Source organism: Streptomyces telluris (assembly GCF_024519335.1).
GTDB lineage: Bacteria > Actinomycetota > Actinomycetes > Streptomycetales > Streptomycetaceae > Streptomyces > Streptomyces telluris.
Genome location: NZ_JANIID010000019.1, coordinates 124,654 through 138,300, shown reverse-complemented (window position 1 = coordinate 138,300; position 13,647 = coordinate 124,654). Strand labels below are relative to the sequence as shown.

Below are 13,647 nucleotides of genomic sequence, written 5' to 3'. Positions count from 1 at the left end.
TGTGACCGCGGTTCCTTGATTACTCTGGTGCCACGGGCACACACCTGCCCCGCCCCGCACGAGGAAACGGCCGTGGAACAGCGCGGCCCGCGGGGCACCTGCGACCCGAGGAGTGACTCCCTCCGGCAATGGACGGATCGTCCTGTAGTACCCGCGCCGCCGCCCACCCCACGGAGGCGGCGGCATGAGTATCACCGTGTCCCTGCTGCTGCTCGCGGCAGCGCTCCTCCTCATCCTGGCGAACGGCTTCTTCGTCGCCGCCGAGTTCGGCCTGGTGACCGTGGAGAAGCCGGAGGCCGAACGGGCCGCGGCCGGCGGTGACCGCCGGGCCCGCACCGTCGTCGCCTCCCTGCGCGAGCTCTCCTTCCAGCTCTCCGGGACCCAACTCGGCATCACCATCACCTCGTTGGTCGTCGGCATGCTGGCCGAGCCCGCCCTGGGCCGGCTGCTCACCGGACCGCTGGCCGCCACCGGACTGCCCGGCGGGGCCGCGCCCGGCGTGGCCGTCGTCACCGGCATGCTGGTGGCCTCGGCCGTGCAGATGGTCATCGGCGAACTCGTGCCCAAGAACTGGGCGGTCTCCCGGCCCCTGCAGGTCGCGCGGTTCGTCGCCGGCCCGCAGCACGCCTTCGCCCGCTTCTTCCGGCCCGTGATCACCCTGCTGAACGCGGTCGCCAACCGGCTCGTACGGGCCCTGGGCATCGAGCCCGCCGAGGAGCTGGCCTCCGCCCGCACCCCGGGCGAACTCGTCTCCCTGGCCCGGCACTCGGCCCGCGCCGGCGCCCTGGAGCAGGACACCGCCGACCTGTTCGTGCGCACCCTCTCGCTCGGCGACCTCACCGCCCAGCACGTGATGACGCCCCGCGTGAAGGTCAGCGCCCTGCAGTCCTCGGCCACCGCCGAGGACGTCCTCAACCTCACCCGCGCCACGGGCCTGTCGCGCTTCCCCGTCTACCGGGAGCGCCTGGACGACATCACCGGCATGGTCCACCTCAAGGCCGCCCTGGCCGTCCCCGCCGACGAGCGGCTGCGCACCCCCGTCGGGCGCATCGCCGTCCCCCCGATGCTCGTCCCGGGCACACTGCCCGTGCAGCCGCTGCTGGAGCAGTTGCGCAGCGAGCAGCCGATAGCCGTCGTCGTCGACGAGTACGGCGGTACGGCGGGCGTGGTGACCCTGGAGGACATCGTCGAGGAGCTCGTCGGCGAAGTCCGCGACGAGCACGACGCCGAGGACGCCCACCGGCCCGAACTGGCCCCCGTGGCCTGCGATGACGGGCGCACCGGGTGGGAGGCCGACGGCGGCTGCCGCGTCGACGCCCTGCGCCGGATCGGCCTGGAGCCGCCCGACGGCCCCTACGAGACGGTCGCCGGGCTCGTCGCCGGGCTGCTGGGCCGCATCCCCGCGGCCGGCGACACCGCCGAACTGCCGGGCTGGCGGATCTCGGTGCGCCTGGTCGCCCACCACCGGGCCGAACGGGTCCGGTTCGCCCGCACCGCCGCCGGCAGGGGGGAGGCGCGATGAGCGTGCTGCAACTCCTCTTCGCCGCGCTGCTGGTGCTCGCCAACGGCTTCTTCGTGGGCGCCGAGTTCGCGCTCGTGTCCGTGCGCCGCAGCCAGATCGAGCCGAAGGCCGCGGAGGGTTCGGCACGGGCCCGTACGGTCCTGACCGGCCTGGAGAGCCTGCCGCAGATGATGGCCGCCGCCCAGTTCGGCATCACCGTCTGCTCGCTGACGCTCGGCGCGGTCGCCGAGCCGACGGTGGCCGCGCTCCTGGAGCCCGTCTTCGAGGCGGCCCGGGTGCCCGCCGGGCTGATCCACCCGCTGGGCTACGTCATCGCGCTGGCCGTGGTGATCTTCCTGCACCTGGTGATCGGTGAGATGGTGCCGAAGAACCTGGCCATGTCGGCGCCCGACCGGGCGGCGCTGTGGCTGGGCCCGGGGCTCGTGACTTTCGCACGGGTCTGCCGGCCGGTCACCCGCCTGCTGGGCGCGTGCGCCCACGGCGTGCTGCGGCTCTTCCGCGTCGAGCCCAAGGACGAGGTGGAGGCCGTGTTCACCAGCGAGCAGCTCACCCACCTGGTCGAGGACTCCCGCCAGGCGGGGCTGCTGGAGCCCGCCGAGCAGGAGCGCCTGGAGGACGCCCTGGGGCTGGGCAGCCGCCCGGTCACCGACGTGCTCCTCGACCCGGCCGCCCTGGTCACGGTCGACCCGTCCGTCACCCCGCGCGGCATCGAGGAGCTGACGGTACGGACCGGCTACTCCCGCTTCCCCGTGTGCGCCCCCGGCGGCGCCGTCATGGGCTACCTCCACGTCAAGGACGTCCTGGACCTGGAGGACCGCGAGCGCGCGGTGCCGCAGCACGTGTGGCGGCGCGTGGAGACCCTCCGGGCCGAACTGCCCCTGGACGACGCCCTGACGGTGATGCGCAGGGCCGCGGCCCACCTGGCCGCGGTCACGGACGCCTCGGGGCGGGTGCTGGGCCTGGTGGCCCTGGAGGACGTCCTGGAGAAGCTCGTGGGCGAGGTCCGCGACCCCTCCCACCGGGAGGTCCCGGCGGCGGCCGTCCGGGTCGCCGACCCGCGCGTGCCGCGCAAGCCCCGGGAGCGCAGCGGCGCACTGGCGGGCTGACGGCGGCCCGTCGGGGAGGGCGGCCCGTCCGTCCTCCCCGACGGGAACTCCCCCGATTCCCCTGCCGCGAGTGACCCGCGTGGCTAGGCTGAGCGAGCCGCCGCGTCACGGCCGGTGAAGCTCATGGAGGAATCGGGGGAGCCTGCCCATGTCCGTACCGCTGGTCCGCGTGGAGACGGTGGAACTGGACGCGCAAGGGTCCCGGCAGATCAGCAGCCGGACCCGCCGCACCGCCTCCCTGGAGGAGCGCTCCGAGGAGCTGGAGCAGGCCATCACCTCCGCGTCCTCGATCGCGCAGGACGCCCTCGCACGGATCCCGGAGCGTGACGGCTGGCGCGTCGGCAGCCTGCAGGTCACCTTCGGGGTGACGCTCGCGGCCGAAGCCGGGGTGATCCTCTCGAAGGCGTCCGCGGAGGCCTCCTTCGAAGTCACGCTCACGGTGGAACGCGCCTGAGGGGCCCGCGGTGCCCGGATCCGGCTACGCGGTCGACCTCTACCAGGCGGACAGGCCCCTGGGCGCGGGGCTCCTGCTCACGCGGTGCTTCGTCCTGACGGCCGACCACTGCCTGCGGTACCTGGCCGGTGACGAGGAGCTCGTCAGCGTGCACCTCGGCGACGGCACCGCGGTCGGCGGGCGCGTCTGCCGGCGCGTCGAAGAGGCCGACCTCGCCCTGATCGAGGTCCTCGAACCGGAACTGGTACCGCTGACCCTGCCCGTCGGGGACCTCCCCCGCCGCGGCGACCGCTGGCGCGGCCTGCACCGGCCCTCCCTCAGCGACCCCCACCTGGGCGGCCGCGTCGACGCGGACGCCGTCGACTACACGTGCGTGGGCGGAGGGCGCGTCCAGGCCATGCAACTCGTGGCGGAACAGGCGCTCGGCGACTACTCGGGCTACTCGGGCGGGCCGGTCGAGCGCGTGACCACGGCGGAGCGGGGGGCGGCCCTGCTGGGCGTCCTGATCGAGCAGTACCCGGACCGGCAGGCACCCGACCGGGCGGCGAACGTGCTGTTCGCCGTACCGCTGCGGGAGGTGATGAGCCGCTTCCCCCACTTCCGGACGGACCACCTGCTGCGGGCGCTGGAGCCGCCCGCGAGCACGGCCGAACCGGCGGGGCGGCACGAGGAGCAGTCCGCTACGAGAGGGGCCGCGGTTCCTCCGCCGGCCGCGGCGCCGGTCCCGGTGGACGACCCTCCTGGAGACAATTCCGCTCCCCTCTCCGTCGACATGGCCGTGGCCAAGGGCGAGGCGCTGCTGAGTGCGCTCAAGGAGTGGTCGGAACGGGGCCTCATCGACCCGGGGCAGGTGGCCGGGCTGCAGGTGCACATCGCCAAGAACGTCGTCGACCTGGCGCTGGGGGGCGAGGCGTCGTGACGGACGAACTGCGGGAGGCCGTCGGGCGGGCGGAGGAGGCGGTGACCAGCGGGAGCGCGGCAGGGGCGGCGGCGCTCACCGTGACCGCCGGAGCCGCGCGGCGCGCCGTGGTGGCGGGGCGCCCCGGCGCCGTCGAGGACGTCTGCTACCTGGCGACGCTCCTGCACGCCCTGGGCCGGTGCAAGACGGCTCTGGTGATCCTGCGCTCCGGGTCCGTCGCCGTGCCGCACTCCGCCGCCCTCGACAGCTCCGCCAAGGCCGCGGCGCTGAACAAGCTGGCGGCGAGGATGGTCGACCTCGGAGAGCTGGAAGAGGCGCGCAGCACGCTGGAAGCCGCGCGGGAACACGAGGCCGAACAGCACGTACGGGCCGAGACGTTCGCCAATCTGGCCGCCGTCCACGCGCGCGCCGGCGACTTCGAGAGGGCCGAGCTCGTGGTGGGGCTCGCGCGCCTCGCGCTCGACGGGGGCGACGAGCGTCACGTGCGCCTCCTCCTCTCCTCGGTCGACCTGGCGCTCGCGCGCTGGAGCAACGACCCCGTGCAGCTCGGCGAGGTGGCCGCCGACGTGCGCGAAGCCGACCGGCAGGCGCTGGGCGCGCCGGAGCCGCAGCGGTCCGCGGACGTCTCGGCGCTCGCCTTCCGGGCGGCGGTGGAGTTCGAATGGGCGCGGTCGCTGCGCGCCCACGAGCGCATGGCGCAGGTCACCGACGTGCTGGCCACCGTCGCGGCCCGGGCGGCCGCCGAGCTGGGCGCCCGTCACCCGCAGACCGTGACCGTCGTGGCCGACCTGGCCTGCGCGGAGTACGAGACCGTGCGGCGGGCGGACGATCTGCCGCGCCTGCAGCGCGCCGTCCGGGCGCTGGAGGAGGCGGCGGAACAGGCCGCGGACTGCTTCGGCGACCTCCACCCCCTCACCATCACCGCACGGACGAACCACGCGTGCGCCGAACTCGACCTCGCGCGGGCCATGGAGTCGCCCGGTCGCATGGCGTACGCGGAGGAGGCCCTCGACGAGGCCGACCGCATCGCCACGGCCGGCTTCGGGGCGGAGCACCCCATGGCGCTGCTGGTGAAGGGCACGCTGAAGGCGTGCCGCCGGATGCGGGGCACGGACGGGGCGGCGATCGGCTACGGCAGCCAACTCGTCCTGGTGCGTACGGCCGTGGGCGACGAGTGGCACCCCCGCGAGGAGCTCGTGTCGCCGGACGTGGCCTCCCGGGTGCTGAAGTCCGGTCCGCTGCCTCATCCCGCCTCCGCCTCGCTGGAGTTACTCGGGCTTCTGCAGGAGAGTCACGAACTCGCGCTCTCCCACAGCCGGCAGGGCAACTGGAGCCAGGCGCTCAGGGCGCACCGGCAGGTGGCGGCGGCCCGCGAGCGCGTGCTCGGGCCGGAGCACCCCGAGACCCTGGCGAGTCGGTACGAGATCGCCTTCGCGCTGTCCGGGCTGGGCCGTCACGCCGACGCGCTGGGGTTCTTCGGGCAGGTCGCTGGTGCCCGCGCCCGGGTGCTCGGCCCCGAGCATCCGGACACGCTCGCCGCCCGCCAGGAGACGGCCTACGTCCTGGGCCGGCTGGGGCGGCACTTCGAGGCCTTCCAGCTCTACTCCGAGGTCCTGGGCGTCCGGGAGCGCACGACGGGCCCGGAGCATCCGGACACGCTGCGCTGCCGGCACAACCTCGCGTTCGCCCTCGGGCGGCTGGGACGCTGGGAGGAGGCCTACCCCATGGCGCGCGAGGTGGCGGCCGACCGGGCGCGCGCGCTGGGCGCCGAGCACCCCGACACCCTGACCACGCGGTACGAGGTCGCCTACATGCTCGGCCGGCTCGGGCTGTGGGGAGAGGCCCTCACGGCGTACCGCAGTGTGGCCGAAGCCCGGAGCCGGACCCTGGGCCCCGACCACCCCGACACCCTCGCCGCGCGCTACGAGACGGGTATCTGCCTCGGGCGCCTGGGGCGGAGTGCGGAGGCCCTTGAGGTCTACGACGCGCTCGTCGCGGACCGTGAGCGCGTCGAGGGTCCGGAGGCTCCGGAGACCCTGCGGGCCCGGCACGGGCGGGGCGTCAACCTCGGCCGGCTCGGCCGCTGGGAGGAGGCCCTGGCGGAGGCCCGGCTGGTGTGCGAGCTGCGGGAACACGTGCTCGGTCCCGAGCATCCCGACGCGCTCGTCAGCCGCCGCGAAGTGGCCGTCGCCCTGGGGTGGCTGGGCCGCTGGGAGGAAGCGCTCGTCGCGTACCGGCAGGTGGCGCGGGGCCGGGAGCGCGTGCTCGGGCCCTCGCACGGCGACACCCTCGCGAGCCTTGACGACGAGGCGCACTGCCTCGAACAGCTGGGCCGTACGGCCGAGGCGACCGCGCTCTTCCGCCGGGTGGCGGCCGCGCGCCGCCGCCCGCGCGCTCGGCGTTGACGGGGCACGAGGCCGCTCGCCGCCGACCACGCGCCCTGCCGCATATGCCGGGAGGGCCTGCCCGTTCATCCGTTCCGGTCAACTACCGCACACGATCCCCTACTCTGCGTATTCACCTGTCACTCTGTGTGCATGACGCTGACATGGGCGAAGCCCGCGGCACCCGCCGGCATCGAAGACGTACTGGCGCAGATGCGGATGCTGGACGGGGCCCTGCCGCCGCGGGACGGGGTGCACGTCTTCAACCGCGTGTACCTGAGGGTCACGGAGCGGGTCGCCGAGCAGGCGGGGGCCGGAGGATTCACGGACGGGGCCGCGGCCACGGAGCTCGCCGTGCGGTTCGCGGCGCGGTATCTGGCCGCCGTCGACCACACGGCGGCGGGCCGGGAGCCGCCGGCGTGCTGGCGTCCGCTGTTCCAGCTGCGGGGCCACCCGGCCGTGCGGCCCCTGCAGTTCGCGCTGGCGGGGATCAACGCCCACATCGGGCACGACCTCGCGCTGGCCCTCGTCGACACCTGCCGCGCGCTGCGCGGCCGGCCCCACCTGATGGAGGCCGACTTCGAGCGCGTGGGCGGGCTGCTGGTCGCCATGGAGGAGCGGATCCGTGAGGATCTGATGCCCGGGCCGGATCTGCTGGACGTCGCCGATCCGCTGACGCACCTGGTGGGTTCGTGGTCCCTGCAGGCGGCGCGGCGCGGGGCGTGGGCGTCCTTCCGCGCGCTGTGGGCGGTGCGCGGCCTGCCCGACGTGGCCGAGGAGCTGACCGGCCGGATCGACTCCAGTGTCGGGCTGGTGGGGCGCTGCCTGCTCACGCCCATGGGGTGAGGCCCCCCGGGCTGGGGGGCTCGGGGGGCCTCGGTCCGGGAGCCCGGGGTCAGTCCTCGGGCAGCTCGACGGGCGCGAGCTCGTCGTAGCGGTCGCCCGGGCCCGGGTTGGACGGGTCGGTGCCTCCGCCGAACTGGTGCATGACGCCCCACACGGCGTTGAGCGCGGTCTGCACGGCGCCCTCCGCCCAGCCGGCGGTCCAGGAGATGTCGTCGCCCGCGAGGAAGAGCCCGCGCTTGTCCTCGGGCAGGCGGTCCTGCATGAAGTGGGTGAACAGGCGCCGCTGGTAGCGGTAGTGGCCCGGCAGGTTGGCCTTGAACGCGCCCATGAAGTAGGGCTCGTTCTCCCAGGAGACGGTGACCGGGTTGCCGATGATGTGCTTCCGGATGTCGACCTTGGGGTAGATCTCGCCGAGCGACTTGAGCATGACCTCCAGGCGCTCGTTCGCCGACAGCGGCAGCCACTTGAGGCTGTCGTCGCACCAGGTGTACGAGAGGCAGATGACGGCCGGCTTGTCGGGGCCGTCGTCCAGCAGGTAGGTGCCGCGCGTCATCCGGTCGGTGAGCGTCATCGACATGACGTCCCGCCCGGTCTCCTCGTCCTTGTCCAGCCAGAACGGCCGGTCCACCGGCACGAACAGCTTGGAGGACTCCATGTAGTGGGTGCGCTCCATCGCCGTCCAGTGGTCGATGGGGAACAGCGAGTCGTCGCAGGCGATCTTCGACAGCAGCATCCACGACTGGGCCGTGAAGACGGCCGCCTTGTAGGTGCGGATGTCGCCGGAGGCGTCGGTGACGGTGATGCCGTTGCCCGCGGTGCGGTGCAGACGGGTCACGGCCGGGCGCGGGTCGCCGCCGTGCAGCGAGGACAGCGAGGTGCCCGGGGCCCAGTGGACGAGCTTCTCCGGCTCGCGCTCCCACAGGCGCACCGGGAGCTGCTGGCTGCCGCCGACGATGCCGCGGTGGTGGTCGTCGGCCTCGGTGTAGACGACCCGCAGGATCTCCAGGATGGAGTTGGGGAAGTCGGTGTCCCAGCCGCCGGTGCCGAAGCCGACCTGGCCGAAGATCTCACGGTGCCGGAAGGACTTGAACGCCTCCGACTCGCACAGGAAGCCGTAGAAGGTCTGGTTGTCGAGCTTCTCGACCAGCTTCGCCCAGATCTCCCGGATGCGCGGCACGTCGCGCTCGCGCAGGGCGCGGTTCATGTCGGAGAAGTCCGCGCCCTCCTCCAGGCAGGCGTTCCACGCCTCGGCGACCTCGCGGTAGACCGGGGGCAGGTCGTCGATGGTGTGCGCGTAGTGCGACTCGCCCTTGAGGTCCACGACGGTCGACGGGGTGTCGGGCGCCAGCGGGTTGGGGAAGGGCTTGGTCTCCAGGCCCACCAGGTCGATGTAGTACTGCAGCGCGGTGGAGCTCGGGGGGAAGCGCATCGCGCCCATCTCGGCGGTCAGCGAGGGGTCGCAGCCCTCGAAGCCGACGGTGCGCAGCCGGCCGCCGATCTTGTCGGCCTCGTAGACGACGGGCTTGAGGCCCATCTTCATCAGCTCGTAGGCGGAGATGATGCCCGACAGGCCGCCGCCGATGACGGCGACCTCGGTGCCGTGCTCGGTCGCCGGTATCTGCCCGAGGCCCGCGGGGTGGGCGAGGAAGTCGTCGTACGGGAACGGGAAGTCCGGGCCGACCATGGTGATCGGCGGCAGGGCCGGCTCCGACGGCTCGTCGTGGGCGGCGGTGGGCACCATGGACGTCATCGGCTGAACTCTCCTGCGAAAAGTGGGGGTTGCGGCTCTGAGGGGCCCGGAGGCGGTGGGTCAGACGAGTGCGGCGTACAGCTCCGGACGCCGGTCGGCCAGGTAGGTGTTCTCGGCGCGGGAGGCCTTCAGCAGCGCCGGGTCGACGTCGGCGACGATCAGGTCCTCGCCGCTGCCCGCCCGCGCCCGTACGGTCCCGTCGGGGGCGGCGAGGCAGCTGAGGCCGGCGAAGGCGAAGTCGCCCTCCTCGCCGCAGCGGTTGGCGTAGGCGATGTAGAGCTGGCTCTCCCAGGCGCGGGCCGGGACGATCGTCTGCGGGACGATCTCGTACGGGCGCATCAGCGCGGTGGGCGCGAGCAGCAGTTCGGTGCCGGCCAGCGCGTGGGCCCGCACCGGCTCGGGGAACTCGACGTCGTAGCAGATCAGCAGGCCGAGGCGGAGGCCCGCGAAGTCGGCCTGCACGACGGCCTCGGTGCCGGGCCGGAAGTGGGCCGTCTCGTACGCGCCGAAGAGGTGGGTCTTGCGGTAGTTGGCCAGGCGGGCGCCGTCGGGGCCGATGAGCTGCAGGGCGTTGTAGACCGTGCCGCCGTCGGCCTCGTCGCGCTCGGGGTAGCCGTAGCCGACGGCCAGGCCGTGCTCGGCGGCGATGCGGGCGACCGCGCGGGCGCCGGGGCCGTCGGCCGGCTCGGCGCGCTCGCTCACCGCGTCCCCGAGGGCGTAGCCGGTGAGGAACAGCTCGTTGGTGAGCAGGATCCGCGCTCCCGCGGCGGCGGCCCGGCGGGCGGCGGCGTCGAGGGCGGCGAGGCTGTCCGAGGTGGAGGAGGGAACGCCGGCGGGGCCCTGGTACAGCGCGATACGCGGCGGCGTCATGCGGCCTCACTTCACCTGGTCCGGAGGGGGTGCGCGGTACCCCCTGCGGGGCGTCGCGTTAAGACGCCTTGACGGTACGGTCCGCCGTCCTGACCGGACAAGGCGCCTCCGTTGCGTGGAGGTGGATGATTCGTTGCGCCTTTCCGCCGTTTCGGCGCGATTCGTTGCGCGGGGCCTCGCCGGGGCTCGCACGGCCACGCCCCGGGGGCGGTCCGGCACCGGCGGACCGGCCCCGGGCGCTCAGCCCTGCGGGCCGGCCGCCGCCACCGCGCGGACCGTGTCGCGGACGATGTCGCGGAGCCAGCGGTGGCCGGTGTCCGCCTCGTGGCGGGGGTGCCAGGCCATGGAGACCTCGATGGGCGGGAGGTCCAGGGGGATGTCGAAGGTCATGAGGCCGAGCGCGTCCGCGGCCGGGCGGGCGACCCGTTCCGGGACGAGGCCGACGGCGTCGCTGCCGGCGATGACGAAGAGGGCCGAGGCGAGCGTGGGGGCGGTGCCGACGACGCGCCGCCGCAGGCCGTGCGCGGCGAGGGCCTCGTCGACGGGCCCGGAGAGGCGCCCGCGCCGGGAGTCCACGAGGTGGCTCGCGGCGGCGTAGCGGCGCAGGGTGACGGGTCCGTCGAGGAGGGGGTGGCCGGGCCGGGCGACGCCGACCATGCGGTCCGTCGTGAGGGGTTCGACGCGGATCTCGGGTTCGTTGCGGTCGATGACGCCGATCTCGAGGTCGAGGGGGCCGTCGCGGAGGGAGGGGACGCCTGCGGCGTCCTCGGCGAGAAACCGGAGGGTGACGCCCGGCGCCTCCCGGGCGGCACGGCCGAGGAGGGCGGCGCCGAAGCCCAGCACGTGGCTGTCGTGGCCGCTGAGGGTGAAGGCCCGCTCCAGGCCGGCCGGGTCGGCGGGCGCCGCGGGGGCGAAGAGGGAGCGCGCGTCGGCGAGGACCCGGCGCACGTCGGGCCGCATGGCCAGGGCGCGCGGGGTGGGGACCATCCGGCGGCCGGCGCGGACGAGCACGGGGTCGCCGAGTGCGCGCCGGATGCGGCCGAGGGTGCGGCTCATGGCGGGGCCGGACAGGCACAGGCGCTCGGCGGCGGCCGTGACGCTCTCCTCGGCGAGCAGGGCGTCGAGGGCGACGAGCAGGTTCAGGTCGATTCTGGCCAGCTGGTCGGTCGGTGAGCCGGGTACGGGCCCCTCAGCCGCTTCTTTGCGCATGCCGCAAGTATGGCGCGCACCCCTTGCAGGAAAAGCAAGTGAGGGCGGCGCCGTCCACGGCGGACACCGGGACGCCGGGACGCCGGGACGCCGAGGTGCTCTAGGAGGGAGCCCCGGAGCTGAAGCGGCGCAGCAGCGGGGAGAGCACGAGCACGGACTTGGTGCGCTCGACGAAGGGCTCCCCCGCGATGCGCTCCAGCACGCGCTCGAAGTGGCGCATGTCGGAGGCGAAGACCTGCACGAGGGCGTCGGCCTCGCCGGTGACGGTGGAGGCGGACGCCACTTCGGGGTAGCGCGAGAGGCCGCGGTGGATGGCCTCGGGCGAGGTGTTGCGGCGGCAGTAGATCTCGATGAACCCCTCGGTCTCCCAGCCGAGGGCCGCCGGGTCCACGCGGACGGTGAATCCGGTGATGGCGCCTTCGGCGCGGAGCCTGTCCACGCGCCGTTTCACGGCGGGTGCCGACAGACCGACCTCCGCGCCGATGTCGGCGTAGGAGCGCCTGGCGTCCTCGGCCAGGGCGTGCACGATGCGTTCGTCGAGCTCATTCAATCGCACGGCGGGTGGATCACATTTCTACGGGTAACCAGCTACTGCTACTACCAGCAGTAGATCACGTACCCGGCCGTGATCCCGACACGTGTTCGCGCTCCGCCCGCCGGGTCCGCGGACGGCGGACCCGGCGGGCGGGATCACGGCAGGGGCAGGAAGAAGATCACTTCTTCTTGCCGCGCGCCTTCTTCCGCGGCTTCGGCCGGTTCTTGCCGGCGGCCTTCTTGGCCGTCGCGGCCCCGGTCTTCGCCCCGGTCTTCGCCGCGGGCTTCGCCTGGGCCTTGGGCGCGGGCTCGGCCTCGGCCTTCGGCGCGGGCTTGGCCGCCGGCTTCGCACCGGCCTTGGCCACGGACTTCGCCGCGGGCTTCGCACCGGCCTTGGTCCCGGCCTTGGCGGCCACCGGCTCCTTCGTCAGGACGGCCCCGGCCGCCCCCTCGACGGCCAGGCGCGACCGGCGCATGCCGTAGAAGAAGTAGATCAGCAGACCGACGAGCATCCAGCCGCCGAAGACCTGCCAGGTGATGACGTCCAGGCTGAGCATCATGTAGAGGCACATGGCGAAGCCCAGCACCGGGAAGATCAGGCCGAGCGGGATCCGCGCCGCGCCGATCCGGATGCGCACGCCGGACAGCGGCACCTGGAAGCTGCGGTGCATGTCGGGGCGGGTGAAGCGCAGCACGATGACGGCGATGTTCACCAGGGCGAAGGCGAAGAGCGTGCCGATGCTGGTGGCGTCGGCGAGCTGGCCGAGCGGGACGGCGGCGGCCAGGACGCCGCAGAACAGCGAGACGATGATGGTGTTCGCCATCGGCACGCCCTTGCCGTTGACCTTGGCGAAGGTCTTGGGGACCAGACCGTCGCGGGACATCGCGAAGAGGATGCGGGTCTGGCCGTACAGGACGGTCAGCACGACGCTCGCGATGGCGATGACGGCGCCGGCGGCGAGCAGCACGGCCCAGAAGCTCTGGCCGGTGACGTCCTTCATGATCCCGGCGAGCGCGGCCTCGGAGCCCTCGAAGTCGCCCCACGGCATGGCGCCGACCGCGACGGCCGCGACCAGCACGTACAGCACCGTGACGATCAGCAGCGACAGCATGATCGCCTTGGGCAGGTCCTTCTTCGGGTTCTTGGCCTCCTCACCGGCGGTGGAGGCGGCGTCGAAGCCGATGTAGGAGAAGAACAGCGTGGCGCCCGCGGCGCTGACGCCGCCGAGGCCGAGCGGCATGAACGGGGCGTAGTTGCCGGCGCGGATGCCCATGAAGGCGACGGCGCAGAAGAGCAGCAGGGCCACGATCTTCACGCCGACCATGATCGTGTTGGCGCGGGCGCTCTCCTTGGCGCCGCCGATCAGGAAGGCCATGCACAGCAGCACGACGAGCAGGGCGGGCAGGTTGAAGATGCCGCCGTCGGCGCCGGGCGGGTTGGCCAGGGCGGCCGGGATGGTGACGCCGATGGTGCCTTCGAGGAGCTCGTTGAGGTACTGGCCCCAGCCGACGGCCACGGCCGCGACGGAGACGCCGTACTCCAGGATCAGGCACCAGCCGCAGACCCAGGCGATGATCTCGCCGAGGGTGGCGTAGGCGTAGGAGTACGAGGAGCCGGAGACCGGGATGGTGCCGGCGAGCTCGGCGTAGGACAGGGCCGAGAACAGCGCGGTGATGCCGGCGAGCACGAAGGAGATCACGACGGCCGGGCCGGCGTCGGGCACGGCCTCGCCGAGCACGACGAAGATGCCGGTGCCGAGCGTGGCGCCGATGCTGATCATGGTCAGCTGCCACATGCCGAGCGAGCGGCGCAGGCTGCCGCCCTCACCCTGGCCGCCCTCGGCGACCAGACGCTCGACGGGCTTGCGGCGCATCAGGCGGGCGCCGAAGCCGGTGGACTGCAGCGGGGGAAGCTGCTTGCCGCCGGTGGCAGGTGGCGCAGTGCCTTGGTCCAACACGGGGTGCTCCGTTCATGACTGCCGGTCGGGGGTACCGGTGCGGAAGCGTCGGTTCCGCGGCGGCACCCGGGGCGCGCCGACATGGCAGAGCAATC

General features: G+C 73.6%; 11 protein-coding genes. 6 read left to right on the top strand and 5 right to left on the bottom strand.

Features of this window, described 5'->3' with window-relative positions:
• Nucleotides 1-184: 184 nt before the first annotated feature.
• The 6 genes from NQU55_RS21055 to NQU55_RS21030 all read left to right on the top strand — a co-directional run bounded on the left by NQU55_RS21055 (nucleotide 185) and on the right by NQU55_RS21030 (nucleotide 7,231).
• Nucleotides 185-1,522, top strand: a complete 1,338-nt coding sequence (locus tag NQU55_RS21055) for a hemolysin family protein (RefSeq protein WP_206329360.1) — start codon at nucleotides 185-187, stop codon at nucleotides 1,520-1,522.
• Complete coding sequence (locus tag NQU55_RS21050; RefSeq protein ID WP_168093074.1) at nucleotides 1,519-2,628, top strand: hemolysin family protein; 1,110 nt, start codon at nucleotides 1,519-1,521, stop codon at nucleotides 2,626-2,628. Before NQU55_RS21055 ends, NQU55_RS21050 begins: the two co-directional genes overlap by 4 nt.
• A gap of 148 nt (nucleotides 2,629-2,776) precedes the next feature.
• Nucleotides 2,777-3,082 (top strand): CU044_2847 family protein, encoded by a 306-nt coding sequence (locus NQU55_RS21045; protein WP_168093073.1) that lies wholly within the window; start codon nucleotides 2,777-2,779, stop codon nucleotides 3,080-3,082.
• Nucleotides 3,083-3,092: 10 nt separating this feature from the next.
• Entirely contained in the window at nucleotides 3,093-4,001 is a 909-nt protein-coding gene (locus NQU55_RS21040; protein WP_168093072.1) for a S1 family serine peptidase, read from the top strand.
• Nucleotides 3,998-6,406, top strand: a complete 2,409-nt coding sequence (locus NQU55_RS21035; protein ID WP_256790952.1) for a tetratricopeptide repeat protein — start codon at nucleotides 3,998-4,000, stop codon at nucleotides 6,404-6,406. Before NQU55_RS21040 ends, NQU55_RS21035 begins: the two co-directional genes overlap by 4 nt.
• A 132-nt stretch (nucleotides 6,407-6,538) precedes the next feature.
• Complete coding sequence (locus NQU55_RS21030; RefSeq protein WP_168093071.1) at nucleotides 6,539-7,231, top strand: DUF5995 family protein; 693 nt, start codon at nucleotides 6,539-6,541, stop codon at nucleotides 7,229-7,231.
• Nucleotides 7,232-7,280: 49 nt separating this feature from the next.
• Here the strand turns inward: NQU55_RS21030 and NQU55_RS21025 are convergent, their stop codons facing one another.
• From NQU55_RS21025 to NQU55_RS21005, 5 genes are all read right to left on the bottom strand, one after another.
• Nucleotides 7,281-8,981, bottom strand: coding sequence for a flavin monoamine oxidase family protein (locus NQU55_RS21025; RefSeq protein WP_168093070.1), 1,701 nt, complete (start codon nucleotides 8,979-8,981; stop codon nucleotides 7,281-7,283).
• Nucleotides 8,982-9,041: 60 nt separating this feature from the next.
• Nucleotides 9,042-9,851: a carbon-nitrogen hydrolase family protein gene (locus tag NQU55_RS21020; protein WP_256790951.1), complete on the bottom strand. Its 810-nt coding sequence runs from the start codon at nucleotides 9,849-9,851 to the stop codon at nucleotides 9,042-9,044.
• A gap of 240 nt (nucleotides 9,852-10,091) precedes the next feature.
• Nucleotides 10,092-11,060 (bottom strand): LysR family transcriptional regulator, encoded by a 969-nt coding sequence (locus NQU55_RS21015; RefSeq protein WP_256790950.1) that lies wholly within the window; start codon nucleotides 11,058-11,060, stop codon nucleotides 10,092-10,094.
• Between the two features lie 100 nt (nucleotides 11,061-11,160).
• Nucleotides 11,161-11,616, bottom strand: a complete 456-nt coding sequence (locus tag NQU55_RS21010) for an Lrp/AsnC family transcriptional regulator (protein ID WP_030365350.1) — start codon at nucleotides 11,614-11,616, stop codon at nucleotides 11,161-11,163.
• 157 nt (nucleotides 11,617-11,773) lie between these two features.
• Entirely contained in the window at nucleotides 11,774-13,552 is a 1,779-nt protein-coding gene (locus NQU55_RS21005; protein ID WP_256790949.1) for an amino acid permease, read from the bottom strand.
• Nucleotides 13,553-13,647: the final 95 nt, after the last annotated feature.

Bases quoted from the DNA above. Each gene is read 5' to 3' on its own strand.
- NQU55_RS21055 (WP_206329360.1), top strand. From the start codon at position 185: ATGAGTATCACCGTGTCCCTGCTGCTGCTCGCGGCAGCGCTCCTCCTC.
- NQU55_RS21050 (WP_168093074.1), top strand. From the start codon at position 1,519: ATGAGCGTGCTGCAACTCCTCTTCGCCGCGCTGCTGGTGCTCGCCAAC.
- NQU55_RS21045 (WP_168093073.1), top strand. From the start codon at position 2,777: ATGTCCGTACCGCTGGTCCGCGTGGAGACGGTGGAACTGGACGCGCAA.
- NQU55_RS21030 (WP_168093071.1), top strand. From the start codon at position 6,539: ATGACGCTGACATGGGCGAAGCCCGCGGCACCCGCCGGCATCGAAGAC.
- NQU55_RS21025 (WP_168093070.1), bottom strand. From the start codon at position 8,981: ATGACGTCCATGGTGCCCACCGCCGCCCACGACGAGCCGTCGGAGCCG.
- NQU55_RS21020 (WP_256790951.1), bottom strand. From the start codon at position 9,851: ATGACGCCGCCGCGTATCGCGCTGTACCAGGGCCCCGCCGGCGTTCCC.
- NQU55_RS21015 (WP_256790950.1), bottom strand. From the start codon at position 11,060: ATGCGCAAAGAAGCGGCTGAGGGGCCCGTACCCGGCTCACCGACCGAC.